The organism is Pseudomonas sp. WAC2 (assembly GCF_030403525.1).
Lineage (GTDB): Bacteria > Pseudomonadota > Gammaproteobacteria > Pseudomonadales > Pseudomonadaceae > Chryseomonas > Chryseomonas luteola.
Genome location: NZ_JAUEPD010000003.1, coordinates 287,494 through 312,525 on the forward strand (window position 1 = coordinate 287,494; position 25,032 = coordinate 312,525).

The 25,032-nt window shown below is 59.4% G+C and carries 22 protein-coding genes; 10 read left to right on the forward strand and 12 right to left on the reverse strand.

Annotation, left to right across the window (positions count from 1 at the left end; genetic code table 11):
- Positions 1-31: 31 nt before the first annotated feature.
- Positions 32-412 carry a RidA family protein gene (locus QWJ10_RS08530; RefSeq protein WP_010796442.1) on the forward strand — a complete coding sequence of 127 codons (381 nt, stop codon included), beginning with the start codon at positions 32-34 and terminating at the stop codon, positions 410-412.
- A gap of 39 nt (positions 413-451) precedes the next feature.
- Here QWJ10_RS08530 and QWJ10_RS08535 read toward each other — a convergent pair whose 3' ends face one another.
- Complete coding sequence (locus QWJ10_RS08535) at positions 452-1,306, reverse strand: NAD-dependent epimerase/dehydratase family protein (protein ID WP_289925511.1); 855 nt, start codon at positions 1,304-1,306, stop codon at positions 452-454.
- Positions 1,307-1,581: 275 nt separating this feature from the next.
- Here QWJ10_RS08535 and QWJ10_RS08540 point away from each other — a divergent pair, with 275 nt between their 5' ends.
- The 6 genes from QWJ10_RS08540 (at position 1,582) to QWJ10_RS08565 (ending at position 8,471) form a co-directional block, all read left to right on the forward strand.
- A complete protein-coding gene (locus QWJ10_RS08540) occupies positions 1,582-2,517 on the forward strand; it encodes a hydrogen peroxide-inducible genes activator (protein ID WP_074821121.1) in 936 nt (311 codons plus the stop codon).
- Positions 2,514-4,589 (forward strand): ATP-dependent DNA helicase RecG, encoded by a 2,076-nt coding sequence (recG, locus tag QWJ10_RS08545; protein WP_074821118.1) that lies wholly within the window; start codon positions 2,514-2,516, stop codon positions 4,587-4,589. The genes QWJ10_RS08540 and recG overlap by 4 nt, the downstream gene beginning before the upstream one ends.
- 85 nt (positions 4,590-4,674) lie before the next feature.
- Positions 4,675-6,078, forward strand: a complete 1,404-nt coding sequence (locus tag QWJ10_RS08550; protein WP_010796438.1) for an aminoacyl-tRNA deacylase and HDOD domain-containing protein — start codon at positions 4,675-4,677, stop codon at positions 6,076-6,078.
- Positions 6,079-6,205: 127 nt separating this feature from the next.
- A complete protein-coding gene (locus QWJ10_RS08555) occupies positions 6,206-7,312 on the forward strand; it encodes a Gfo/Idh/MocA family oxidoreductase (RefSeq protein ID WP_289925519.1) in 1,107 nt (368 codons plus the stop codon).
- 122 nt (positions 7,313-7,434) lie between these two features.
- Entirely contained in the window at positions 7,435-8,073 is a 639-nt protein-coding gene (locus QWJ10_RS08560; RefSeq protein ID WP_289925521.1) for an SCO family protein, read from the forward strand.
- Positions 8,073-8,471 carry a VOC family protein gene (locus QWJ10_RS08565; RefSeq protein ID WP_312124224.1) on the forward strand — a complete coding sequence of 133 codons (399 nt, stop codon included), beginning with the start codon at positions 8,073-8,075 and terminating at the stop codon, positions 8,469-8,471. The genes QWJ10_RS08560 and QWJ10_RS08565 overlap by 1 nt, the downstream gene beginning before the upstream one ends.
- 5 nt (positions 8,472-8,476) lie before the next feature.
- Here QWJ10_RS08565 and QWJ10_RS08570 read toward each other — a convergent pair whose 3' ends face one another.
- Positions 8,477-8,902, reverse strand: a complete 426-nt coding sequence (locus QWJ10_RS08570; RefSeq protein WP_010796434.1) for a VOC family protein — start codon at positions 8,900-8,902, stop codon at positions 8,477-8,479.
- Positions 8,903-9,006: 104 nt separating this feature from the next.
- Here QWJ10_RS08570 and QWJ10_RS08575 point away from each other — a divergent pair, with 104 nt between their 5' ends.
- On the forward strand, positions 9,007-9,870 hold the full coding sequence (locus tag QWJ10_RS08575) for a LysR family transcriptional regulator (protein WP_289925523.1): 864 nt from the start codon (positions 9,007-9,009) through the stop codon (positions 9,868-9,870).
- Here the strand turns inward: QWJ10_RS08575 and QWJ10_RS08580 are convergent, their stop codons facing one another.
- From QWJ10_RS08580 to prlC, 4 genes are all read right to left on the reverse strand, one after another.
- Positions 9,871-11,421 (reverse strand): phospholipase D family protein, encoded by a 1,551-nt coding sequence (locus QWJ10_RS08580; RefSeq protein WP_289925526.1) that lies wholly within the window; start codon positions 11,419-11,421, stop codon positions 9,871-9,873.
- 107 nt (positions 11,422-11,528) lie between these two features.
- Positions 11,529-12,302, reverse strand: a complete 774-nt coding sequence (locus QWJ10_RS08585; protein WP_289925528.1) for a DUF1835 domain-containing protein — start codon at positions 12,300-12,302, stop codon at positions 11,529-11,531.
- Positions 12,302-12,574: a YheV family putative zinc ribbon protein gene (locus QWJ10_RS08590; protein WP_289925530.1), complete on the reverse strand. Its 273-nt coding sequence runs from the start codon at positions 12,572-12,574 to the stop codon at positions 12,302-12,304. Before QWJ10_RS08590 ends, QWJ10_RS08585 begins: the two co-directional genes overlap by 1 nt.
- Positions 12,571-14,622, reverse strand: coding sequence for an oligopeptidase A (gene prlC, locus QWJ10_RS08595; RefSeq protein ID WP_289925531.1), 2,052 nt, complete (start codon positions 14,620-14,622; stop codon positions 12,571-12,573). The genes QWJ10_RS08590 and prlC overlap by 4 nt, the downstream gene beginning before the upstream one ends.
- Positions 14,623-14,803: 181 nt before the next feature.
- On the opposite strand from prlC, the gene QWJ10_RS08600 reads away from it, so the two are divergent.
- The gene (locus QWJ10_RS08600) at positions 14,804-15,355 is read left to right on the forward strand and encodes a gamma carbonic anhydrase family protein (protein ID WP_289925533.1); all 552 of its coding nucleotides are present in this window, start codon (positions 14,804-14,806) and stop codon (positions 15,353-15,355) included.
- Positions 15,356-15,439: 84 nt separating this feature from the next.
- On the opposite strand, the gene QWJ10_RS08605 is transcribed toward QWJ10_RS08600, so the two are convergent.
- Complete coding sequence (locus QWJ10_RS08605) at positions 15,440-18,082, reverse strand: mechanosensitive ion channel domain-containing protein (protein ID WP_289925535.1); 2,643 nt, start codon at positions 18,080-18,082, stop codon at positions 15,440-15,442.
- A gap of 22 nt (positions 18,083-18,104) precedes the next feature.
- Between QWJ10_RS08605 and QWJ10_RS08610 the strand changes: the two genes are divergently transcribed.
- Positions 18,105-18,305 (forward strand): DUF2905 domain-containing protein, encoded by a 201-nt coding sequence (locus QWJ10_RS08610; protein WP_289925537.1) that lies wholly within the window; start codon positions 18,105-18,107, stop codon positions 18,303-18,305.
- A gap of 30 nt (positions 18,306-18,335) precedes the next feature.
- On the opposite strand, the gene QWJ10_RS08615 is transcribed toward QWJ10_RS08610, so the two are convergent.
- The 5 genes from QWJ10_RS08615 to QWJ10_RS08635 form a co-directional block, all read right to left on the reverse strand.
- Positions 18,336-20,696 (reverse strand): FdhF/YdeP family oxidoreductase, encoded by a 2,361-nt coding sequence (locus tag QWJ10_RS08615; protein WP_289925540.1) that lies wholly within the window; start codon positions 20,694-20,696, stop codon positions 18,336-18,338.
- A 103-nt stretch (positions 20,697-20,799) separates the two neighbouring features.
- A complete protein-coding gene (locus QWJ10_RS08620; RefSeq protein WP_010796424.1) occupies positions 20,800-21,129 on the reverse strand; it encodes a four-helix bundle copper-binding protein in 330 nt (109 codons plus the stop codon).
- A 39-nt stretch (positions 21,130-21,168) separates the two neighbouring features.
- The gene (locus tag QWJ10_RS08625) at positions 21,169-21,480 is read right to left on the reverse strand and encodes a hypothetical protein (RefSeq protein ID WP_162997564.1); all 312 of its coding nucleotides are present in this window, start codon (positions 21,478-21,480) and stop codon (positions 21,169-21,171) included.
- A 90-nt stretch (positions 21,481-21,570) separates the two neighbouring features.
- On the reverse strand, positions 21,571-23,223 hold the full coding sequence (locus tag QWJ10_RS08630; protein WP_289925546.1) for an isovaleryl-CoA dehydrogenase: 1,653 nt from the start codon (positions 23,221-23,223) through the stop codon (positions 21,571-21,573).
- Positions 23,224-23,342: 119 nt separating this feature from the next.
- Positions 23,343-24,836 carry a YdgA family protein gene (locus QWJ10_RS08635; RefSeq protein WP_289925548.1) on the reverse strand — a complete coding sequence of 498 codons (1,494 nt, stop codon included), beginning with the start codon at positions 24,834-24,836 and terminating at the stop codon, positions 23,343-23,345.
- Positions 24,837-25,032 lie beyond the last annotated feature (196 nt).

Below are 25,032 nucleotides of genomic sequence, written 5' to 3' on the forward strand. Positions count from 1 at the left end.
CTTTTTGTCATCTGGATAAAGGAGCGACTCCATGAGCAAGACCGTGATCCATACCGAGAATGCACCGGCCGCCATCGGCACCTACTCCCAGGCGATCAAGGTCGGGAATACGGTTTACCTGTCCGGGCAGATCCCGCTGGATCCCAAGACCATGGAGCTGGTAGAAGGCTTCGAGGCGCAGACCGTACAGGTATTCGAGAACCTGAAAGCCGTTGCGGAAGCCGCGGGCGGTTCGCTGGCCGATATCGCCAAGCTGAACATCTTCCTGACTGACCTCAGCCACTTTGCCAAGGTGAACGAGATCATGGGTCGTTACTTCCAGCAGCCCTATCCGGCGCGTGCCGCCATTGGCGTAGCAGCGCTGCCCAAAGGTGCCCAGGTGGAAATGGACGGTATCCTGGTTCTGGAATAAGCACGACAGGGCGCAGCCCCACGGCTGCGCCTGCTTGTCCTAGACATTCAGGATAGCGGAATAGCCTTCGCGAAAGCTGGGGTATTGCGGCATCCATCCTAATGCACGGGCGCGCGTATTGCGGCAGCGCTTGCTACCGGCCCGGCGTACGGCAGATTCCTCCGCCCAATGGGTAACGCCTAGTTGCTCACGCAACCACATGACGACATCGTGGAGCGGAGCGGGCTCGTCATCCACCCCCAGGTAAACAGACTCCAGCGCAACGCCCTGTTGATCCGCACTCAACAGATGAGCGAGCAGAGCGGCAGCATCATCAACGTGAATACGATTACCATACAGCGGTGGCTCACTGGCGACGCGATACCCCTGGCGAACCTGATTGAGTAGCCATTCGCGGCCAGGGCCATAAATACCGCTCAAACGCACAGCAGTAGCGGGCAGGCCGCTTGCCTGTGCCACCTGTTCGGCCTCCAGCAGGATCTTTCCGGAATAACCCTCGGGCTCGGTAGCGGCGGTCTCGTCGACCCACTCGCCGTTTTTCTGCCCGTATACGCCAGAGCTGGAAATAAAGACCAGCCGACGCGGCTTCTGCTGGTGCTGTGCAAGCCACGCCAGCACATGCTGAAGGCCCTCGACGTAAGCAGTACGGTAACCGGCCTCATCGTGCTGCGTCGCTGCGGCGGCGTATACAACGTAATCCAGCGGCTCGGTCGGCCATTGCGCTGGCGCTTCCGCAGCTGTCAGGTCGCCTGCGACCGGTAGAATAGCCTTGGGCAGTTGCTCCACCGAGCGGCGCAGCCCATGCACCGTCCAGCCAGCTGCCTGCAGGCGTACACCCAGGCGGCTGCCAACGTCGCCACAGCCGGCAATCAGAACACGAGGGGAGACGGACATAGGAATACCTGCATCAATAGCGATCGAATGGAGTAGCTTGCCGAGTCACGTTTTAAGCCTCAAGCCTTGCAACACAGCTTGGTTCAAAAAAGAGCAGCCGTTATGCTTGCAGGTGATAGTATTTGTTAATTGGTCATTAGCTGACCCGTCTGGCGAACGACTCGGAACGGACGACCTTCAAGCGTCGCCGTCATTTCGGAATGGCGCCTTGCCTGACACCTCGCCGAGCCTCGTGCGCCGCTGTGTATGGAAAGGCTCTAAGGATTGATTCAATCATGACCCTCACTGAACTGCGCTATATCGTAACTCTTGCCCAGGAGCAGCATTTTGGCCGTGCCGCCGAACGTTGCCATGTCAGCCAGCCGACCCTGTCGGTCGGGGTGAAGAAGCTTGAGGACGAATTGGGCATCCTGATCTTTGAACGCAGCAAGAGTGCGGTTCGCCTGACACCCACGGGTGAAAGCATTGTGGCCCAGGCCCAGAAGGTGCTGGAACAGGCCCAGGGTATTCGCGAGCTGGCCCAGGCGGGCAAGAACCAGCTCAGCGCTCCGCTGAAGATCGGCGCCATCTATACGATTGGCCCTTATCTGTTTCCCCACCTGGTTCCCCAGCTGAACCGTGTGGCGCCGGAAATGCCGCTGTATATCGAAGAGAATTTCACGCACGTCCTGCGGGACAAGCTGCGCACCGGTGAACTGGACGCCATCATCATCGCGTTGCCGTTCAGCGAGCCGGACGTTCTGACCAAGCCGCTCTATGACGAGCCTTTCTATGTCATGATGCCCGCACGCCACCCATGGACGGAGCTCAAGTCGATCGACAACTCCCAGCTCAGCGACAAGAGTCTGTTGCTGCTGGGTGAAGGACACTGCTTCCGCGATCAGGTGCTTGAAGCCTGTCCGACAGTGCGCAAGCATGGGGACGAAGCCAAGCATACCCAGGTCGAGTCCTCGTCGCTGGAAACCATCCGCCACATGGTGGCCTCCGGGCTAGGCGTGTCTGTCCTGCCGTTCTCGGCGGTGGAAAGTCATCATTATGCGCCGGGCGTGATCGAGGTTCGCCCGTTCACTGCGCCGGTGCCTTATCGTACGGTCGCCATTGCCTGGCGAGCCAGCTTCCCGCGTCCGCGAGCCATCGAGGTGCTGGCCGACTCGGTACGCCTGTGCTCCGTGGCCCGACCTGAAGCGGCAGGAGTCGTACAACCGGCATGACCGAACTGTCTGCGATCCCGGTCACCGCGCTGAAAGGCATCGGCGCGGCCATGGCAGAGAAGTTGGCCAGGGTAGGGCTCGAGAATCTGCAGGACGTCCTGTTCCATCTGCCTTTGCGCTACCAGGACCGTACCCGGGTCGTCCCGATCGGGGCCTTACGCCCTGGGCAGGACGCTGTTGTAGAAGGCGTCGTAGCGACCGCTGATGTCATCATGGGTCGCCGCCGCAGCCTGCTGGTTCGCCTGCAGGACGGCAGTGGCACATTGAGCCTGCGCTTCTTTCATTTCAGCCAGGCCCAGAAAGATGGCATGAAGCGTGGCACGCACCTGCGCTGCTACGGTGAAGTACGGCCCGGCGCATCGGGGCTTGAAATCTATCATCCAGAATACCGGGCCCTGAAGGATGACGCGCCAGCGCCTGTCGAACAGACACTGACGCCGATCTATCCGACCACCGAAGGGCTGACCCAGCTGCGCCTGCGACAGTTGACCGAACAGGCACTGGAGCGACTGGGGCCGCATAGCCTGCCAGACTGGCTGCCGCCGGAAATGGCAAAACAGTACAAGCTTGGCCCTCTGGCCGAGGCCCTGCGCTATCTCCACCGCCCGCCGCCGGACGCCGATGTCGAGGAATTGGCAATAGGTCATCACTGGGCACAGCGCCGGCTGGTTTTCGAGGAGCTGTTGACCCATCAGCTCTCCCTGCAACGTCTGCGTGAAACCATGCGCGCGCAGCAGGCACCGCCATTGCCACCTGCTAAAAAACTACCCAAACAATACCTGGCCAACCTGGGCTTCAAGCCTACCGGCGCCCAGCAGCGGGTTGGAGCAGAGATCGCCCACGATCTGGCCCAGCATGAGCCCATGCTGCGTCTGGTGCAGGGTGACGTGGGGGCAGGCAAGACCGTGGTCGCTGCCATGGCTGCACTGCAGGCCATTGAGGCTGGGTATCAGGTCGCACTGATGGCACCGACAGAAATCCTGGCCGAGCAGCACTACCTGAATTTTCAACGTTGGTTCGAGCCTTTGGGGCTAGAGGTTGCCTGGCTGGCTGGCAAGCTCAAGGGCAAGGCGCGCGCCGCGTCACTGGAGCGCATTGCGGCCGGAACGCCCATGGTTGTCGGCACGCATGCTCTGTTTCAAAGTGAAGTCCACTTTGCACGGCTGGCCCTGGTCATCATTGATGAGCAGCACCGCTTCGGTGTTCAACAGCGGCTGGCCTTGAGGCAGAAAGGTGTAGAAGGGCGCCTGAGTCCTCATCAGCTCATCATGACCGCAACGCCCATTCCGCGCACACTAGCCATGAGCGCCTATGCGGATCTGGATACCTCGGTGCTGGACGAGTTACCCCCAGGCCGTACGCCGGTCAATACCGTCACCATTACCGATACCCGTCGCGAAGAAGTCGTGGAGCGTGTGCGCGCCGCCTGCCTGGAAGGCCGACAGGCCTATTGGGTGTGTACGCTGATCGAAGAGTCCGAGGAGCTGACCTGTCAGGCCGCGGAAACCACCTTCGAGGAATTGTCGCTGGCCCTGGGCGAGCTGCGGGTCGGCCTGATCCATGGCCGGATGAAGCCCGCCGAGAAAGCCGAAATCATGGCGCAGTTCAAGGCGGGCGAGTTGCAGCTGCTGGTAGCCACCACAGTGATCGAGGTTGGCGTGGACGTACCCAACGCGAGCCTCATGATCATCGAGAACCCCGAGCGGCTGGGCCTTGCCCAGTTGCACCAGTTGCGCGGTCGGGTAGGGCGAGGCAGTGCGGTCAGCCACTGTGTGCTGCTGTTCCATCCTCCGCTGTCGCATATTGGCCGTGAGCGGCTAGCGATCATGCGGGAGACGAATGACGGCTTCGTGATTGCCGAACGGGATCTGGAATTGCGTGGCCCGGGTGAAATGCTGGGTACCCGGCAAACCGGTCTCCTGCAATTCAAGGTCGCCGATCTGATGCGCGATGCCGATCTGCTCCCGGCGGTACGGGATGCCGCTCAGGAACTGCTGGCAAAATGGCCCGCCCATGTCAGTCCACTGTTGGAACGTTGGCTACGCCATGGTCAGCAATACGGTCAGGTCTAAATAAAAGTTTGCGACCTTTGGTCAGAGGCATTCCAGTGCGGCGCGAGGTAGTTATACTGGCTACATCTGGCCTAGCGGAAATACCATGACTGACGTAGCCCACACCTCCGAGCCAACCCCTCATGCACCAGCGCCCATCAAGGAGATGCTGGATAAGCTGGGGGTGTCCTATCGTGAAGTGAATTCCACGATGGGCCTCTCTTCCAATGCCCAACGCGTACAGGCCGTCCTGCTGGATGACTCGACTGGAGTTCTGATGGTTCTGTTTCCGCAGAACCAGCTGCTCGACCTTAACCGTCTATCGGAATTAACCGGCCGCACGCTGACCGTCATGAAGCCTGAACGGCTGTCCCAGGCGCTGCACAAGCACGAACTCAAAGTGCTGCCGGGCCTGCCTACGTTGAGTAGTTCGCCCTGCCTGTATGACGAACGCCTGCTCAAGGAGCCCAACCTGCTGTTGGAGTCTGGCGAGGAAGATGTCTTGCTGGAAGTCTCCGTGGATGATTTCCGTCGCCTGCTGGCCGAGGCCAACCCGGGCCGTTTTGGCGAGCCGCTGCTGGACATTCAACCCAATCAGACGCGCCCGGAAGCGGACGATGCGGAAATCACCCGCGCCGTCACGCATTTCACGGCGCGCCGTATCAAGCAGCGCCTCGATGAGACGCTGGAAATTCCGCCGCTGTCCAAGACAGCTGAGAAAATCATCAAGCTGCGCGTCAATCCCGAAGCAACAGTCGATGATCTGGCCGGCGTGGTGGAAACCGACCCGGCGCTAGCCGCCCAGGTCATCAGCTGGGCGTCTTCTCCGTATTACGCGGCGCCCGGCAAGATTCGCTCCGTGGAAGATGCAATCGTCCGGGTTTTGGGTTTCGACCTGGTCATCAACCTGGCGCTGGGCCTGACACTGGGCAAGACGATCACATTGCCCAAAGACAAGCCGCAAAGCGCAACGCCGTACTGGAAGCAGTCTATCTTTACCGCCGCCGTTATCGAAGGGCTGGCGCGCGCCATGCCACGCAAGGTTCGTCCTGAGATGGGCATTGCCTACCTGTGCGGGCTGTTGCATAACTTTGGCTATCTGGTGCTGGCTCATGTGTTCCCGCCGCATTTCTCACTGATCTGCCGTCACGTGGAAGCCAACCCGCATCTGGACAGCAGCCTGATTGAGCGCCACCTGATCGGCATCACCCGTGAGCAAATCGGCGCCTGGCTGATGCGTAACTGGGAAATGCCGGAAGAGCTGGTAGCCGCACTTCGCTTCCAGGCCTATCCGGCCTATGACGGGCCCAACGCCATCTATGCCAACCTGACCTTCATGGCCGTGCAACTGCTGCGCGCTGAAGGCATTGGCAGCGGCCCGGCACGCCCCATTCCGCCTGAGCTGTATGAGCGCCTGGGGCTGACTCCTGAAAAGGCGCAGGAATGCCTGAGCCGCATCATGGGTGCCGAGGCGGCCTTGCGCGAACTGGCGTCTCAACTGCCTCAGTAAAAACTGCAGGCTAGACGGCTTTCTTCATGAACAGTCGTCCAGCCTGAGGAACTTCACCCCTCGCTTGCTTGCCGACAGAAATAAGGGTCAGGCTTTTCGCCTGCCCATCGAATGGAGGACAAGCAACATGCCAAGTGCAGAGGGCAAGATCCGTTATGCGGTTGTCGCGGGTGGCTGGATTTCCCAGGGTGCGTTCATGCCAGGTGTCGGCCAGACCAGCAATTCGGTCATGACGGCGTTGGTGACAGGCGACCCGGTCAAGGCCGACGAACTGGCCAAACGGTACAACCTCAAGAGCTATCGCTACGAGGACTTTCCGGCACTGCTGTCCTCCGGTGAGATCGACGCCATTTACCTGGCTACACCCAACTTCCGCCACCGCGAATTTGCCGTACCGGCACTTGAGGCAGGTATCCACGTGCTGCTGGAAAAGCCCATGGCCACCAGCGAGGACGATTGTAAGGCCATTATCGAGGCGTCCAAGAAGTCGGGTGCCAAGCTCATGATCGCTTACCGCCTTCACTGCGAGCCGGGAATGGTCGAGATGGTTGAGCGCATTCGCAACGGCGACATTGGCGACCCGCGTATCTTCACTTCCACGTTCACCCAGCCTTTAGACCCTCAGAATCATCGCGCCCTGAATGGCTACTGGGCAGGACCGGTACCAGACATGGGGCCATACCCGCTCAATGCCGTTCGCAACCTGTTTGGTGACGAGCCGATCGAAGTACATGCCGTGGGGGTCAATACACCCGGGCGTGACATCACGACCTATGACGCAGTGTCCGTCACCCTGCGCTTCCCTGAGGAGCGCCTGGCGCAGTTTACCGTCAGCTACAGCGCACCCAATACCGAGCGCTTCCAGGTAGTCGGCTCGAAAGGCGAAATCGAGGCGTCGCCCTGTTTCGGTTTTGGTGAAGGTGTAGCTATCACCTATCGTGCGACCATCGAGGGTGAGACACAGGAACATGAACATCCTGTCGTCGACCAGTTCGGTGGCGAGACCGAATATTTTTCCGACTGCATCCTGAATGATCGGGTACCTGAGATGGACGGTGATGAAGGCTGGCGGGACATTCGGGTGTTGGCTGCCATCGAGCGGGCGCTGGAAACCGGACAGACCCAGACGCTGGAGCCATTGCCGCCCCGCCAGGGTCCTACTCAGGCGCAGGTGCGTACACTGCCGCTCGCCAAGGTGCCGGACTACATCAATACCACCGAACCTACCACCTGATGCTGTTACAGGCCCGCGAAGCGTCTTGAAACGCTTCGCGGGTCGATCCGGCCTGCTGACAATGCGAGGCGGGCCCACATCCAGTACCCTGATGCACATTCCGTTGCTCAAGGTTGTCCGTCATGACCAATGCTCGCCGTCTCGTTTTTATTCTTGCCATCTTTCTTGCCGTGATTGCGGTGGCAGCCCTCGGCTACCGTGTCTATCGAACCGATGCGGCGCCAACACCTGCCGAGCTGATGGACGCGGGCATCGTCATGCTGCCTCAAGGCAAGGCACTTCCTGCACTCAACTTTACGAATCAGGACAAGGAAGCAATTACGCTCGACTCGCTGAAAGGGCAGTGGCGGTTGATGTTCTTTGGCTATACCTTCTGCCCGGACGTCTGTCCGGCGACCCTGGCGCAGCTCAAGCAGCTGTTCACCAAACTGCCTGAAAAGGATCGCAATGCGCTGGGCGTAACGTTTGTAACCGTCGATCCTGCCCGGGATACACCGGAGCGGCTGAAACAATACGTAGAGTTTTTCAACCCAGGCTTCAAAGCCCTGGCAGGTGACATGGCTGACACCCAGACGCTGGCCAATACCGTCGGGATTCCCTTCATTCCGGCCGATACCACCCAGCAGAGCTACACCGTGGACCATGGCGCCAATCTGGTTCTGATCGACCCGAACGGCCGTGCTGTCGGTTATGTACGCCAGCCCATGCAGCTGAACCTGCTGGCCCAGCAATTGCCACGTCTGATGGAAGCCAAGCGCTAATGACTATACGCTTACTGATCAATCTGGATGTCGACGACCTGGAGCGCGGTATCCAGTTTTATACGCAGGCGCTAGATCTGACGGTGCAGCGTAAGCTCTATGATGAACACGTCGTTGAGCTAGCCGGGGCAGATGTTCCGATCTATCTGCTACAAAAGCCAGCGGGTAGCGAAACCGCAGGACAGGTGCGCCAGTACGGCCAGCACTGGACACCTGTACATCTCGACGTTGTAGTCGATAATCTTGATGCTGCCCTGGCAAGGGTGTTAGCCGCCGGGGCTACATTGGAGGGTGACGTCCGGCGTTCGGCATTTCGAGACATGGCCGTGCTTCGTGATCCTTTTGGCCATGGCTTCTGCCTGCTGCGCTTTTATGGCGAACCCTATAGCGACGGCTAATAGCCTCACTTGGCGAATAGTTGACCGATGTCCTTGAACGCCTTGAACTCCAGCGCGTTACCGCAAGGGTCCAGCAGGAACATGGTGGCCTGTTCACCTACTTGTCCCTTGAAGCGCACGTAGGGCTCGATAACAAACGCTGTTTCACGTGCCTTCAGGCGATCCGCCAACGCTTCCCATTCCTCCCATCTCAATACGACACCAAAGTGCGGCACAGGCACATCATGGCCATCCACCGGATTGGTATGGGCATGTTCCTGCGCAGCGGTAGGCGGGTGCTCGTGAATCACCAACTGATGGCCAAAAAAGTCGAAATCGACCCATTGCTCGCTGCTGCGACCTTCAGGGCAGCCAAAAACGTCACCATAAAAATGCCGGGCGGCTGCCAGGTCGTAAACAGGGATAGCCAGGTGGAAAGGGGAGAGCGCCATGAGAAACCTCATCAGTTTGGGCAAGACCCTATTGTCAGCCACAAGCGTTTCGATGGAAAAACGAATATTCTTGCTGCCGAGCAGCAACTATTTTGAGGCTGACAGTGCTTCGGGAATTGAAGACCTTTATTGCAGTTGCACGACATGGCACCTTTTCAGCGGCTGGGCAACAGGTTGGCCTGACGCAGTCGGCAGTCAGTGCACAAATGCGCCAGCTGGAACGCGACCTGGGCGTACGGCTCTTTGACCGGACCGGCCGCGCGGCGCTGCTCAATGCTTCCGGCCAGCAAGCGCTTCCGCTGGCGGAGCAGATCCTCTCGCTGTACGAGCAGATGGCGGCCCCCACAGATGTCGCTCATTGGCAGGGCGAACTGAAGATCGGCGCAATCGCCACGGTTCAAACCGGCGTGCTGCCCGAAGCGCTGATGCGCTTTCGCCAAGATGCTCCCCAAGTGGACCTCAAGCTGATTCCTGGCGTCTCGTTGCAGCTTCTGGGCCGTGTGGACGCTGGCGAAATCGACCTGGCGCTACTGATCAAACCGCCATTTGCCTTACCCAAGGAACTGGATGAAATCCCGTTGGTCCAGGAGCCATTCGTGCTCATCACGCCCGCCACATTGCCAGGCGACGATCCGCTGGCCTTATTGGCAACACAGCCCTTCGTTCGCTATGACCGAGGCTCCTTTGGTGGCCGACAGGTGAGCCGGTTCCTTCAAGAGCACCGGATTGCCGCTCGTGAAGCGCTGGAGCTTGATGAGCTGGAAGCTATTGTCAGAATGGTCGAGTGTGGTCTGGGGGTGGCGTTGATTCCTCAGGCTGGTCTGCAACTGGCTCAGGCGCGCGTGCGGACTCTCTCCTTGGGGCCGCTCACGTTTCACCGTGAGCTGGTCGCCATTTGCCGCCGGGGGCTGCGCAAGCAGGCGGCGCTGTCGTTCTTTTTGGAATGCGTAAAGGCGGCAAAAGGCTGATCAGAGCATACGCTCAAGGCCTACTGCACGCACGATCCAGGCGTTGAATCGGCGCCACAATCCGCCAGGCTCATGGTCCAGCTCATACAGCTTGCCGTCGCGCTCTTCCAGCCAGATCAGCTTGGTTGTTCCGTCGCGGTCGACCCGCTTCACCTGATAGCTGACACCCAAGGCCATACCATCGAGAATCAGCTGACGGACCCGGCCGGCAAGGGCAGGGCTGTCTACCATGATGCCAACCTCGGTATTCCACAGGATAGAACGCGGATCGAAGTTGAAGGACCCGACAAAGGTATGCTCACGGTCAATCACCATGGCTTTGCTGTGCAGGCTGGAAGCCGACTGACCAAAGCTATAAGGCGAGGCATGCAGGCCCTTTTCCGGGCGGTTGCGCATTTCATAGAGCTTGATGCCCTGCTTGAGCAGTCCGTCGCGGTACGGCGCGTATCCGCCATGAACAGCGGGAACGTCCGTTGCCTCCAGCGAGTTGGTCAGCACGCGAATATCTACCCCCTCGTGGGCTTTCTCACCCAAGTATTCCACTCCTGTCTGGGTTGGAACGAAATAGGCGGAGACCAGGAAAAGCTCCTTATGCACGTCGTCAAGGCTGGGCATCAACTGAGTCGTCAGTAACAGGTTTCGGTCCGGCTCGCCCTCTGCCAACACTTTACATGGCGCGTCCCAGAGCGCCTTGCCATTGGCCCAGGTCAGCTCATGAAGCCAACCCTCCATTTGCGGTGCAGTGTCGTAACGGCGCAATCGGTTGTAGAGCGCCGAATCCTTTACCCGCTCGCTGTCCAGGTAGCGCTTGAGCCCCGTGCGCATTCGAGTCAGCGCGTGAGCCGTGGGCGGGCGGCGCAGAAAACCTGTAATGGGCTGGCTGATCTCGCTGTTCCAGTATTGGTCGAAGCTTACGCCGAGCTGATGGGCGACAGGACCCGCTCCAAGCAGGTCGAGGTCCGTGAAATTCATTTCGGGCTTGGCATCGAAATACTCATCCCCCAGGTTGCGACCGCCTACAATGGCTACGCTGTTATCGGCAAGCAATAGCTTGTTATGCATGCGACGATGCTGCTGCGACAAGTGCAGGAAGCGCCCCATGTAACGCGTAACGCCGGTACTGCGACCGATATGCAGCGGGTTGAAGACGCGAACGTCGATGTTGGGATGGGCTGCCAGTGCCGCCAGGGCATAGTCATTACCATCGCTGCTGGTGTCGTCAAGCAGGAAGCGAATCCGCACACCACGGTCAGCAGCGGCCAGCAGCTCATTGACCAGCATGCGCGTGGTCACCCCATCGTGAACAATGTAGTACTGAATATCCAAACTGCGCTGGGCCATGCGGATCAGCTCGGCGCGAGCGGTAAAGGCGTCGGTGCTGGACTCCAGAAGGCGAAACCCTGATTGTCCGGGATGCTTGACGGCCTGCCGTTGAAGCACACTGTTGAGGTGCGTGCCGGCTGGCGCGAGCATGGAGGAGGGAGTTGGTGTCTGGACCTGAGCGCAACCCGTCAACAGGACGAAGGACAGCAGTAATAAACGGGCGTACACAGATTCCCTCCAGGTCGAATGCGTATCCCTTCGACGCTTGCGTTGCGGTTAAATTCAGAAGATCAGGGCAAAAGGCCATGATAAGACCGGCCTGTGCCTGTCATTGTTCAGACCCTTGGCAGGCAGACCATTTGCTGGGAGTAATGCCCCTTTTCAGGCCCTTGCAGGACAAGGAGGCCTCTATGAGCCAAATCGCGGGCACGCCAGCCTAGAAAGGTATCCGTCGCGAAAAATCCTTCGCTGCGTATCATGACTTTGGCTATCACCCGTGCGAGCGGTTGCCATTCTGGCGTGCAATGCTGGAGGAGGATAGTGTCGACCGTTTCGTAGTCGCTGTACCAAAAACCACCGTCTAACCATCGTCTGATACCGGCCTTGGCTTCGACTGCCTCATGCCAGGCTTTAGCCAGATCTTGTTGCTGCTCGGGCAGGATCAGGGCAGGGCTATACAGTTTCTTCAACAACTCAGGTGAACATTGGCCAACCGCACGGCGAGTCTGTACATCGTTACGATGTGTTCCACATGGAACACTGTATAGCGCAACAGGCGCATTGTGCAGAGCGGCAGCGATACGACATAGCAGGAGCTGCTCAGAGGCACTGTCGCCGTGCCAGACGGTGATAGGACGACTGCCTTGTGCTACGTGCTCGAGCCACTTGACATCGTCCGCCAGTTGGCGTGAAAAGTCGGGAGCAACAACACTATCTGGCCAGACGGTCTCCCAGAAGGTCGACCGAACCAGGCAGGGCGGCTGGTGTACGTCTACCAGCGGCCCTACAGCCAGATCGTCACGCATTATCCGTAGCGATGCAGCGGCATCCGCATCAATTACCTGATGGACGCCTTCAGCCGCGGCATCACCACAGACAACGTGCCACATCAGTCAGGCTTGTCCTTCTTGAGCTTGGGATTCGGGAAGAACTGAGCTACTTTGACCTGAGCCGTGGCAGGCTTTGGCTGCTTGGCCGCAGTGACGCGCGTAGGCAATTCCTTGGGAACCGAATTGCCGCGCTCGTCCAGCGTATCCCCATAGCCACAGGAGGCGCACTCGCGATGCGGTACGCCATCCTCGTTCCACATCTTCATCGTGTCCACCGTCTGGCAGGCGGGGCACACGGCCCCGGCGATGAAGCGTTTTACCGGTCCGCTCATGCAGCCTCCTCGGTAAGACCGGAATGGCGTAGCAGCGCGTCGATACTGGGCTCACGGCCGCGGAAGTCCACGAACAGCACCATCGGCTCTAGCGAACCACCGCGGGCCAGGACGGCCTCACGGAAGGCGCGGCCGGTTTCGGCATTGAACACACCTTCTTCCTCGAACTTGGAGAAGGCATCGGCTGACAGGACTTCCGCCCACTTGTAGCTGTAATACCCCGCGGCGTAACCGCCGGCGAAGATGTGAGCAAAGCTGTTGGCGAAGCGATTGTAGGCCGGCGGACGCATAACCGAGACTTCATCGCGGATGGATTCCAGCACGTCCAGTACGCTACGGCCATCTCCATGGGTGGCATGCAGCTCGAAGTCGAAGAGCGAGAACTCCAGCTGACGCACCATCATCAGTCCGGACTGGAAGTTTTTCGCAGCCAGCATTTTGTCCAAGAGCTCCTGGGGCAGTGGCTCGCCGGTCTCGTAATGGCCGGAGATCAATGCCAGACCTTCCGGCTCCCAGCACCAGTTTTCCATGAACTGGCTCGGCAGCTCGACCGCATCCCATGCCACGCCGTTGATGCCGGAAACACCTGCATGCTCAATGCGGGTCAACAGATGATGCAGGCCATGACCGAACTCGTGGAACAGGGTAGTCACTTCATCGTGGGTCAGCAGGGCGGGCTTGCCACCGCTGGCCGGAGTGAAGTTGCAGACAAGGTAGGCGATCGGGTTGATCAGCTCGCCCTGGGCATTGCGACGCTTGTCGCGAGCACCGTCCATCCAGGCACCGCCACGCTTGTTGGCACGGGCGTAGAGGTCGAAGAAGAAACGACCTACGTGCTTACCGTTTTCGGTGATTTCGAACAGACGGACGTCCGGGTGCCATTTGTCGAAGCCATCCTTGATCTCGCTGATCTCGATACCGTAGAGCTTTTGCACCACAGCGAAGAGACCGGACAGTACCTTGTCGACCGGGAAGTAGGCGCGCAGCTCTTCCTGGGAAAGCGAATAGCGGGCCTGACGCAGCTTCTCGGCGAAGTAGCCGGTGTCCCAGCTCTTAAGATCAGTTACGCCCTGCTCAGCAGCAAAGGCCTTGAGCTGATCCAAGTCACGCTGGGCAAAAGGTTTGCTGCGCTGGGCCAGATCACGCAGGAAATTCAGGACCTGCTCGCTGGATTCAGCCATCTTGGTCGCCAGGGACAGCTCGGCATAATTGGCATAGCCCAGCAGGCGCGCCAGCTCCTGGCGCAAGTCAAGAATCTCTTCCATCACCGGACCGTTGTTGAACTGGCCGGCATTGGGGCCTTGGTCGGAGGCACGAGTGCAGTAAGCCGCATAAACTTCCTCACGCAGGGCACGGTCGTCGGCGTAGGTCATCACGGCGTAGTAGCTGGGAAATTCCAGATTGATCAGCCAGCCGTCGAGCCCTTTGGCCTGGGCGGCAGCAGCCATCTGGGCCTTGGCGGAATCTGGTAGACCCGCCAAAGCAGATTCGTCAGTCACATGCTTGGTCCACGCCTGGGTAGCGTCCAACAATTGGTTGGAAAACTTGCTGGACAGCTCCGATTTGCGCGACTGGATCTCGCCGTAGCGCTTCTGCTGTTCAGGCGGCAGATCGATACCCGATAAGCGGAAATCACGCAGGGCGTTGTCAAGAATCTTCTTCTGAGCAGCATCGAAGCCCTTGGCCTCTTCGCTTTCGGACAGTTTCCGGTAGGCCTCGAAAAGGTCCTTGTTCTGCCCGATCTCCGTGGAGTATGCGGAGAGCTTGGGCAGGCAGGCCTCATAGGCCGTACGCAGCTCAGGATTGTTACACACGGCATTCAGATGAGTAACCGGGCTCCATGCCTGGCCCAAGCGGTCGTTCAGCTCGTCGAACGCCACGACCAGCCCCTGCCAGGTCGGGTTTTCCTTTTGGGTCTTCAGCAGCTCGGCAATGGCGGCGCGGTTGTCTGCCAGGATCTGATCGATGGCCGGCTCGACAAATTCAGGCTTGATCGCGGAATAGGGTGGCAGATCGTAGGGCTGTAACAGAGGATTGCTGGCGCTCACGGTGTTCCCCTCAAGGATATATACGGGTAGCTTGAGCCCCGCGCCGACCGGGATACGGCTATGCTGCCTCAAAGGACGCATTGGCCGGGTCTACCCAGTCAACGAAAGGCTCTCAAAGAAGACTATATGGAGCCCATCTTAACCAGACTCAAGGCTCGCCTGATTAGAAAAGGTATCTATCGTGACCATTCGCACTTACCAGAATAAAACGCCCGTGCTGGGCGAACGCGCTTTTGTCGATGCCACCGCTGTGGTCATTGGTGACGTGGAGCTGGGCGCAGACAGCTCCGTCTGGCCGCTGACCGTGATTCGCGGTGACATGCACCGCGTGCGCATCGGTGCCCGTACCAGCATTCAGGACGGCAGCGTGCTGCACATCACCCACGCCGGCCCATACAACCCGGACGGCTATCCTCTGATCGTAGGCGATGATGTGACGGTCGGCCACAAGGTCACCCTGCACGGCTGCACCATCGGCAATCAGGTCCTGGTGGGGATGGGCAGCATCGTCATGGACGGGGCCGTGGTGGAGAGTCAGGTGATCATCGGTGCCGGTAGTCTGGTGCCGCCCGGCAAGACACTGGAAAGCGGGTTCTTGTATGTGGGCAGCCCGGTCAAGCAGGCGCGCCCGCTCACGGAAAAGGAGCGTAGCTTCTTTGAATACAGCGCAGACAACTATGTGAAATTGAAGGATCAACACCTTGCCGAAGGCTACGACCAACACGACGCCTGAGCCGCAGCGGCAATGAATTTACGGTTGGGAAGATAAAGAGCGCTTTGCCGGAGCACAGCGCTCTTCCTCCTATCAGCCAAGCCCTCAGGCGTCGGGGCTTGGCTGATTGCTGGGCAGATGGTTACCGTGTGGCAGGGGCGATCGATCCGTAGCAGCAGTCTCGCTTGGCATGACCAGATAGGTACGTGGGTCGGCAATGGTGATACCCAGCTCTCGGAAGCGTTTGAGGATGCGGCGATTGGTTTCGCGCTGCACACCCCAGCGGCCCTTGTCGATACACCGCATTTGGCCCAGTACCGTCACCATGGAGCCGTCGACCGCGTCCACCCCCCAGACCTCCAGGTCATTGATGATCAGATCCTTGAAGGCCGGGTCCTGTCGCATTTCCGCACCGATGGCTTTCAACTCATCGAAGACCTGATCGATGTCGGTGTTGTAGCCCACATTGATACGGATGGACGCGTTGCCGATTCCACGGTTGATATTGTTGACCGTCGAGACCGAACTGAACGGCACGATATGCAGCGAACCGTCACCGGCCCGAAGCCGCACTGTACGAATCGACAAGTATTCAACCGTACCGGAAACACCGGCAACCGTTACCCAATCGCCTACCTGCATGGCGTTTTCCATGAGGAGGAAAATGCCGGTGATGAAGTCCTGCACCAGTTTTTGCGAGCCGAAACCGACAGCCACACCGATAATGCTTGCGCCAGCCAGCAGCGGCGTCGTGTTGATACCGATCTGGTTGAGCGCGGTCAGACCTACCACCAGCACAATTGCAATAAGCAGAAAGCTACGCAACATGGGCAGCAGCGTACGCAGCCGTGCTGCTCGCACCAAGTCGCCTTGTTCCGTCCATAGGGTCAGTCGGCGCTGTACAGCCGCGTTAGTGGATTCCCATACCGCAATGGCTACCACGGCGGCGATAAGGATTGTAAGGACTGCTGAAAGCAGGCTGCGCCCGATAGTGCCGCTGCCAAACCAGGCCAGCGTATTGAAACCCCACACTTGGAACAGGACGATTATGGTGCAGACGCTGATCAAAAGAGTAACCAGGCGTCGAGCCAAGGGATAATAGCGATCCGCGAGGCGTGCCCGGCTCTGTGGAGCCGGGTTCTGGTCGTTTTCCATGTCATCAGCGGGACGGAAAGCACGTCCTATGGCACCCAGTACCAGCACAGCGATCAGCCGCGCGGCAATGACGACGGCACCCGACATACCAATGAAGTTGATCAGCTTGGGAAAGCCGTTCTCGACACCCAGTGCCCAGACGACCCACATACCAATCACAAAGGCCGCTGCAAAAAAGGCCCAGACTAACGCCAGCCAGCTACGTAGAGCTGCCACCGGACCGGTGGCCTCTACCGGAGCCTCGATAAGCGCACCAACTGGCTTACGCAACTTGATGATCAACACGACCAAACAGAGATGCACTAGAAGCGAAAAGAGCTTGATGATGGCAAGGTGGCCCGCTTTACCTGCTCCAAGGGCTTCTACGGCCTCTCCTAATGCGAGACCGAACGTCGCCAGCACTACAGAGTACCGTATCCACGTTTCTAAGGTCTTGGCAATGTCGGTTCTAACCTTGATGATCCGCATGCCATGGCCAATCGGCGAAATCAGCAGGCGAACCACGGCCATGCAAACACGTACCGAAACGTAGGCGCCCACGAACCCTTGTACAACCGTCAGGACACTAGGCTCATCGCCGGACAGTGCACGCATGATCAACGCTGCAGTGCCAAAGAATAGCGCCAGCGGCAGTAGGTCCAACACCAGTGAACCCAGAGCATACGGGAGATGGCGCAGGGTGCTCCAATGCTCTCCCGGCATGTCTGTATGCTTGGCTTTGGAAGGTGCTGCCTTTGCAGCTTCCTCCGCTGCGGAGTTTGTTCTCGTTAAAGCAGACGCCTCAGCAGTAGGGCCTCCAGCCGCCGAATTGGACGCGCCTACCGATACAGCTTCGAGCTGCTCCACGCCATCCCGCGTCGTCTGTACCAGTGCCACATTTTCATTAGTAGGACGAATACCGCCAGCTTCTGCAGCCTCGGCAGTAGCAGCCTGCTCGGACTGATACTGTTCATCGCCAACTTTTTCCTGAGCCTGCCGCTGTTTTTTCTCTACTTCGGCCTGTTGACGGCGGGCTCGTGCATCCGCTTCTTCAGCATGTTGAATAAGCGCACGGCGGGGTCGTCCGAGAAGATAGCGAAATCCCCACTCAAGGATCAGACCTACCGCAAATACGATCGCTAGATCGATTACTGCTTCATTGAGAATATGACGGCCACGCTCACTCGTGAAGCGGGTCCGTGACCAAGCAGGAAGCTCTAAGGTGGCCTGTTTAATTTGTCGGAGCTGATCCTCCAGACCATCGCCCCAGCGACTAACCTGTCGTAACGTACGCGCAATCAGACCGTTTGCTTCGATAGCGGCGGCGGCAGGCTTTTCGGCGGGTGCATCGGTATCAGTAGCGGTACCAGCTGCTGTCTGATTCTCTACCGGTGTCGAAGCGGCCCCCTCATCAGGTGAACCATTGGCAATTGCCTTGAGGGTCCGCACCGCTTCGGCACGCTGTTGTTCGTCCTGCAACACACTGACGGCACGGCGGGCATCGCTTGGGGAAATGGTTTCATCGGCCGTGGCGGATTGATCGGCCGCCGAAGCGTGTCCTAGAGAAAGGATTAAAAGGAACGCAAGGCACACTCGTGAAATCTGTTTAGGCATGGCTCTCGAATCGGATGATGATATGTCTCGTACCCTGATCGTCATAGGACTGCTGATAGTTGCCGTCGGCCTGCTATGGCCCTGGATCGGACGCTTACCGCTGGGTCATCTACCGGGCGATATCGTCGTCAAACGGGAGAACGTCTCGTTCTTTTTCCCTATCACCACCATGATTCTGATCAGTGCGGTGGTATCCGTTGTGCTGTGGCTGATCAATCGCTGAGCCCTGCCGGACCGCCAGGGCTCAGTTCACTTATACCGCGCCCACTCCGGCCGGTGAGGCCGGCTCGGACGGGACGTTGCGATCCTTCACCACGGCGATTACCTTGCGCAGCCGAATCGGAATGGACTTGGCGGCAGGTACTTTGCTGCGCTCCGCGTAATGCCAGAGCGGAATCAGCGGATTGCATTCGGGGTAGTAGCCACCGCAACAGCCCTCGGGGATGTCGTACGGCGTCACCCGGAGTGGGCCGACTTCCCGGTGTACGCCATCGTCCACCGCAGTAATGGCCTGGATCATGTCGCCTTCGGCCAGCCCGTGGCGGGCCATGTCACGACGGTTCATGAGGATGACCGCCCGCGTCCCATAGACTCCGCGGAAGCGGTCGCTGTAGCCATAAACGGTGGTATTGAACTGGTCGTTACTGCGCAGCGTCATCAGCTGCAGCACGCCCTGCTTTTTGAGATCAGGCTCGATGTCGTCATCGGGCGTGAGCTTGTCGGGAGTGATGAAGTTGGCCTTGCCGGTCTCGGTGGCCCACTTGCGCTCGGAGGCACCGAGTGGACGATGGAAACCGCCGGGCTCCAGCATCCGCACGTTGAAGTCATGGAAGATATCGGGATAGCTCTCGGCGATGGCGTCACGGATCAGACTGTAGTCGGCGACCCAGGCATCCCAGTCGAGCCGGGGATTGGGTTCTAGTGTTGCCTTGGCCAGTGCCGCCACGATGGCGGGCTCCGATAACAGATTAGGCGCCGCCGGCTTGGCAACGCCGCGCCAGGCCCGGATACACCCTGTGCTGTCTTCGGTTGTATGGCGCTGCTCACCGGTGGCCTGCACATCGATTTCCGTACGGCCCAGGCATGGCAGGATGTAGGATTTCTCACCGTGCACCAGATGGTTACGGTTGAGCTTGGTGGAAATCTGCACGGTAAGCCTGAGCTTGCGCCAGGCCGGCTCCATCAGCAGTGTTTCCGGAACGGCTCGTACAAAGTTGCCGCCCAAACCGATAAAGGCCTTTACCTTACCGCTGACAATGCCTTCGCACGCCTCGACGGTGTTCATGCCGTCATCCTGGGGCGCTTGGAAGCCGAACTGCTTCTTGAGGTTTTCCGCCGGGACGTGGCTGGCCTTCTCGGTGATTCCGACGGTACGCTGCCCTTGCACGTTAGAATGACCACGAACGGGCAGGATACCGGCGCCTTCCTTGCCCATGTTGCCGCGCAGCAGCAGTAAATTGACAAGCATCTGGATGTTCATCACGCCCTGGCGGTGCTGGGTAAGCCCCATGCCATATACGCCAATGACGCGCTCGCAGCGGGCATAGACCATTGCCGCCAGCTCCATGGCACTGCGGGTAAGGCCGGAACGACGCTCCAGCTCTTCCCAGGTATAGCTGCGGATCTTCGCCTCGAAGGCCTCCAAGCCGTGAGTGTGCTGTTCGATGAACGCTACATCCAGCACGCGTGGCTTCCCGGCGGCACGCGCCTGGTCGTCCATCTCGAACAGCTTTTTGCACATCCCGGCCATGGCCGCAATATCACCCCCAATGGCGACCTGATTGTAATGGGTGCTGATGGTGATTTCCTTGCCGGTCGCCATCTCGGTCGGGGACTGCGGGTTAGTAAATTTCTCCAGCCCGCGCTCGCGGATCGGGTTGAAGGTAACGATAGGCGCGCCGCGCTGACGCGCCTCTTCAAGCTGGTGAAGCATGCGCGGACTGCTGGTGCCGACGTTCTGACCGAAGAAAAACAGGCCGTCGGTTTTCTCCATGTCGTTAAGCGTCACAGTGGCCACCGGCACACCTATGCTTTCCGGCAGGGCGATGGAGGTGCTCTCGTGACACATGTTGGAGCTGTCGGGCAGGTTGTTTGTCCCATACATACGGGCAAACAGCTGAAACATGTAGGAGGTTTCCAGCGCCGCCCGGCCCGAGGTGTAGAACACCACGTCGTTCGGATCGGCCATAGCCCTCAGCTCATCGCCAATCTCGCGAAAGGCAACGTCCCAGCGAATCGGCTCGTATTTGTCCGTCTCGGCGTTCCAGCGCAGCGGATGAGTAAGTCGACCTTGTTGCTCTAGGTCGTAGTCACGCCAGTTGAGTAATTCCGTCACGGTATGCTGCGCGAAAAAATCAGGTCCGCAGCGGTTGCTGGTGTTTTCCCAGGCGGTGGCCTTGGCCCCGTTTTCGCAGAGCTCAAAAGGGCGGGCCGGGTGGGGCTTGGCCCAGGCGCAGCTGACGCAGGCAAAGCCTTCGATCGGCTTGTTTTGCTTGAGTAGAAGAAGACCGGAGCCGACAGGCGACTTCTCACGGATCAGGATATTCGCGACTGAGAAAGCCGAACCCCAACCACCAGAGGGTGATTTATAAGGCTTGAAACGAGGTTTGTTCACGCGTAGCTCCTTGCAGGCAGATGGCCGCTGACCTTGTCAGCTCACGGTTGGCCACATTCCAAAGCAAAAGGGCCCGGCGCCGGAGCGCCGGGGTACGGATGGATCAGGCCGCCATGCGCTCGCATTCTTCCGCGCAGCTCAGGCAAGCCTTGGCACAGGCCTGGCAGTGGTCCATGTCATGCTTGGCACACTCTTCACCGCAAGCACGGCAGGCCTTGGCGCACAGCGCACAAAACTCCTTAGCCAAAGGACTCTCGCGCTGCATCAGCACCGCTGCCAGGGCGCACAGGTCGGCGCAGTCCCGGTCAAGCTGAATACAGCGCGCCATCATTTTCACGTCTTCTTCCCGCAGGCACGCCGATGCGCACATTTCGCAGACGAGGGCACAATTGGAGCAGGCTTTGATGCAGGCGTCGTAAGCAGAAGTCGTCATGATCGTTCTCCGTTTGAAATAAAGGTTTGATTGATGGGCTCAAACGGGCATGGCCTTGGGAGGCGGATCAGGCAGGGAGGGGTATACAGAGTGGTAGAAGGACGGCGCGTAAGGGTCCGAAGGAAGGGGGGCACGGGCAAGTGTTAGCCGTACCGCAGCAGCCTGTGCCGGAACGCAGCAGCATGCCTTGACCATCAGGGTGTTCTGAGAGGCAGGAGAGGGCGACGAGTGGCGAACGTCAATCTGTTCGGCCTGCATGAAAGGGCACGGAGATCCGGGCGCACAGCATGCCTGGGCGTAGCCACTTCCAAGGAAGAAGCCCAGCAACAGCACCAGAAAGGAGGCGCGCATACCCATGCCTGTCGTCACCTGCTTGTACACGATACAGGTATGAACCGCAGGAGCCGCCCAAGGTTTCATTACCGGACAGGAAAGCTGGCGCTATACCATCAAGGGTGCGCTGCGGCGCAGGATTGCCTCATGCGCCACGCCCAGAGGCAGCGTGCCGTAGACATAACCGTGCCGCTCGCCTAGCCGGCTGGCCAGAAAGGCATCACTTACTTCATGGTTACCCGCATCCAGCAGCAGACGCGCCTGGAGGGCCAGGGCAATGCTCTCCGTGACCTGCCGGGCGCGGTACGGCAGATCATCCTGCTCAGCCAAGGCGGCCTTCAACCGCGCCACATGGGCTTGCAACCGCACATCTCCACGGCCTTCATCCAGATGTTGGAACAGGACGGCCGCCACGTCCGGATTGCGCGACAGCGTACGAAGCACATCCAGACACTGCACATTGCCGGAGCCCTCCCAGATGGAGTTCACCGGCGCCTCGCGATACAGCCGCGGCAGGAGGCTGTCCTCGATATAGCCCGCCCCACCCAGGCACTCCTGCGCCTCGTTGATAAAGGCGGGAGCCCGCTTGCAGATCCAGTATTTACCCACCGCCGTGACCAACCGCGCGAAGACCCGTTCGCTCATATCGTCCGGCTGATCCAACGCTTGTGCCAGACGCAGCGTGAGTGCCAGAGCGGCCTCGCTTTCCAAGGCCAGGTCAGCCAGAACATTTTGCATGAGCGGTTGCTCAACCAACCGTTTGCCGCTGACCTGCCGGTGAGCACAATGGTGCATGGCTTGTGTAAGCGCCTGCCGCATGAGCGAGCTGGAACCAATCATGCAGTCGAAGCGGGTCATCCCCACCATGGTCAGGATATTCGCCACACCACGGCCTTCCTCACCGATCAGCCAGGCCAGCGCACCGCGGTATTCCACCTCGCTGGAGGCATTGGAGCGGTTACCCAGCTTGTCCTTGAGGCGCTGGATGTGAAACTGATTGCGGCTGCCGTCCGGCCGGAAGCGCGGCAGCAGGAAACACGAAAGCCCTTGGGCGGTCTGCGCCAGCGTCAGGAAGGCATCACACATGGGCGCCGAGCAGAACCACTTGTGGCCAACCAGTTCATAGGCCTCGCCCGGGCCAGGGGAGCCCACAGGGTGAGCCTGAGTAGTGTTGGCGCGCACATCAGTGCCGCCTTGCTTCTCGGTCATGGCCATGCCAAGTGTCACACCGCCCTTGGTCTCCATGGGCGCATGGGACGGATCGTAGACACGCGCCGTGACCTTGGGAAGCCAGCGCGCAGCCAGCTCCGGCTGGTGCAACAGGGCCGGTACGCTGGCAAAGGTCATCGTCAGCGGGCAGCTCGTACCGGCTTCGGCCTGATTATGCAGGTACATGAGGCCTGCCCGTGCCACGTGAGCGCCAGGCTGCGGATCGGTCCATGGCAGGGAAGGGATACCGTGCTCGACGGCAGTACGCATCAACTCGTGGTAGGCAGGGTGAAACTCGACCTGGTCGATACGATGACCGTACCGGTCATGGCTGTGAAATTCGGGGGGATACCGGTTCGCCAGAAAACCGGCCGCCATCAGAGGTCCTCCCGCCAGCGCCCCATAGACACCGAGACGGTCATCTGCCCAACCACCGCGGTAGCGGTGTATCCACTCCTGAAGTGGCGTATCCAGCCGATAGAGGTTGACTCCTTCCAACGGCGGGACCTGATTGAACACCTCGTGCGTTTCGGCGAACTGACTCCACAACATGGCGACCGCTCCCTGACTAAGGTGGGTTAGTTATAGCGCCATTGTCCGGGGGCGGGGAGTGCTATTTGCCGAGACCGATGAAACGCGGCGGCATCAGCCAGCCACCGCGTGCACCAGAATCACTGTGCTTGGGGCGCCAGTGCTGACATGGTGATAGCCGCCAGTGCGGTGTTCTGCATTAGCATGGCGAACTGCTCCGGGGTCATTTTCTGGCCGTTGAAGTCGACCATGTGGTCGGCATAGTTGAGCGTAGCGATAATGTCATCGCCTTCCACCCGAGCCATCTGCGACGACGCCGCCATGTCGCCTATCGCCTCACCTGCCGCCTTGGCCTCCTGGGCAGCGTCGGCAGCGTCCTGGGACGGATCACTCTTGAGCGCAAGCAGGTCAGCGATCATCGGCTTGGAAAGGCGAAGCTGCATATCCAGCCGGCTGATCATCTGCTGGTACACCTCGGCGGGCGACAGATGGTCATATTCCGCCGGACGCGTCAGATTGACCGCCATGTTGAAGCGGCTCTCGCCGTGGACGGTCTTGAAGGACAACTCGTCCAGCGTGACCACGGGATTGGCCGCCAGCAACGTACTGCCAAAGGCCTGCATACGGGCCCGCTCTTCCGGCAGCATCGCGGGCATCTGCTGGGTTTCCGGATCGATTTGGACACGCTCGGCATACTGCGAATAGGTGGTCGCCATGCCTTGCAAGGCTGCCGCATCGATATCCCTGAAGCTCAGGGACATACGGCCACTTCCTACCTCCTTACCGTCAACCGTCATGCCACCCAGTGTGTAGTGGATGGTATCGGCGAGCCGCAGGCCGTGCTCCTGCAGATTGTCCTGGGCAGTGACATCGCGCATGACTACCGGTGGAAGGGTGTCTCCCTGGATCTGCATCGACTGAAGGCCCAGGTCCGAGCGGCCCGTATACAGCCCGCTCTGTCCCAGGCGGCGATCGGCGGTAACACGCATGCCTTTCAACGCCGTGCTGACCATCGCTCCGCTTTTAGTCGGTGAGGTCAATACCAAGCTGTCCGCCGACAGGTCGAGCTGATAGCGTTTCAGCTCCAGATCGGTCTTGAACCCAAGCGTTGCCCCAGCGAAGGCTACGTGTCGCTCATCCTCATTAAGCTCGAAGGGCTGCAGTGTCAGCGTGCCATTCACCTGCTGGTCGTAACCGATCACTGCGGTGCCGTACGCGGGTACTGCATTATTGGCAGCCGTAAACCAGGCCTGCAGGCTGGGGCTGGATTCCAGTGCAAAGTGGCTGCTGGCCATGACCGGCGCCAGCTTGAAGGAGGCCAGGCGGGACGCAGGGAAAGGGCCGTGCTCCAGGTGGTCGACCATGAGCACTTCAATCGGCGTGTCCAATCCCAAGCCGCTACCCGGCAGAACGATGCGGTAATGGGCGGTACTCTTGAAGAGTCCCTTGTCCAGGCTGACCAGTTCCATATGCGCCGATTGATCAGGTAGCGTCTTGGCCCATTGTGCATTGGTCTGGTCAATGGCCTGGCTCAGCGCGCCTTCCAGTTGGGTACTTGTATACCAGGCACCGCCTACAGCGACCGCTCCAACGACCAGGGCAACACCGACAGCAATTCCAGCTGCTTTTTTCATGAGAAAACTCGTATAAGGGGTGAAAATCCATTTTCAGCCGGTCGAGCGCCAGCGGCGCGGCCAGTCGAAAGGTCCGGCTTGCGGCTTCAGGCCTGCAAGCCGGCGCGATTATGCCAATCGCCTTTGACCACCGCTATGCCATCCCATCATCAGATGTGGCTCAGGTAACTATCTATAGCCCTGAACGATATGCCCA

Coding starts and splice junctions, on each gene's coding strand:
- QWJ10_RS08550 (WP_010796438.1), top strand. CDS start 4,675: ATGACTGACGTAGCCCACACCTCCGAGCCAACCCCTCATGCACCAGCG.
- QWJ10_RS08605 (WP_289925535.1), bottom strand. CDS start 18,082: ATGCCTAAACAGATTTCACGAGTGTGCCTTGCGTTCCTTTTAATCCTT.
- QWJ10_RS08560 (WP_289925521.1), top strand. CDS start 7,435: ATGACCAATGCTCGCCGTCTCGTTTTTATTCTTGCCATCTTTCTTGCC.
- QWJ10_RS08630 (WP_289925546.1), bottom strand. CDS start 23,223: ATGTTGTGGAGTCAGTTCGCCGAAACGCACGAGGTGTTCAATCAGGTC.
- QWJ10_RS08620 (WP_010796424.1), bottom strand. CDS start 21,129: ATGACGACTTCTGCTTACGACGCCTGCATCAAAGCCTGCTCCAATTGT.
- recG (WP_074821118.1), top strand. CDS start 2,514: ATGACCGAACTGTCTGCGATCCCGGTCACCGCGCTGAAAGGCATCGGC.
- QWJ10_RS08625 (WP_162997564.1), bottom strand. CDS start 21,480: ATGCGCGCCTCCTTTCTGGTGCTGTTGCTGGGCTTCTTCCTTGGAAGT.
- QWJ10_RS08540 (WP_074821121.1), top strand. CDS start 1,582: ATGACCCTCACTGAACTGCGCTATATCGTAACTCTTGCCCAGGAGCAG.
- QWJ10_RS08565 (WP_312124224.1), top strand. CDS start 8,073: ATGACTATACGCTTACTGATCAATCTGGATGTCGACGACCTGGAGCGC.
- QWJ10_RS08635 (WP_289925548.1), bottom strand. CDS start 24,836: ATGAAAAAAGCAGCTGGAATTGCTGTCGGTGTTGCCCTGGTCGTTGGA.
- QWJ10_RS08530 (WP_010796442.1), top strand. CDS start 32: ATGAGCAAGACCGTGATCCATACCGAGAATGCACCGGCCGCCATCGGC.
- QWJ10_RS08570 (WP_010796434.1), bottom strand. CDS start 8,902: ATGGCGCTCTCCCCTTTCCACCTGGCTATCCCTGTTTACGACCTGGCA.
- QWJ10_RS08585 (WP_289925528.1), bottom strand. CDS start 12,302: ATGTGGCACGTTGTCTGTGGTGATGCCGCGGCTGAAGGCGTCCATCAG.
- QWJ10_RS08535 (WP_289925511.1), bottom strand. CDS start 1,306: ATGTCCGTCTCCCCTCGTGTTCTGATTGCCGGCTGTGGCGACGTTGGC.
- QWJ10_RS08555 (WP_289925519.1), top strand. CDS start 6,206: ATGCCAAGTGCAGAGGGCAAGATCCGTTATGCGGTTGTCGCGGGTGGC.
- QWJ10_RS08610 (WP_289925537.1), top strand. CDS start 18,105: ATGTCTCGTACCCTGATCGTCATAGGACTGCTGATAGTTGCCGTCGGC.
- QWJ10_RS08590 (WP_289925530.1), bottom strand. CDS start 12,574: ATGAGCGGACCGGTAAAACGCTTCATCGCCGGGGCCGTGTGCCCCGCC.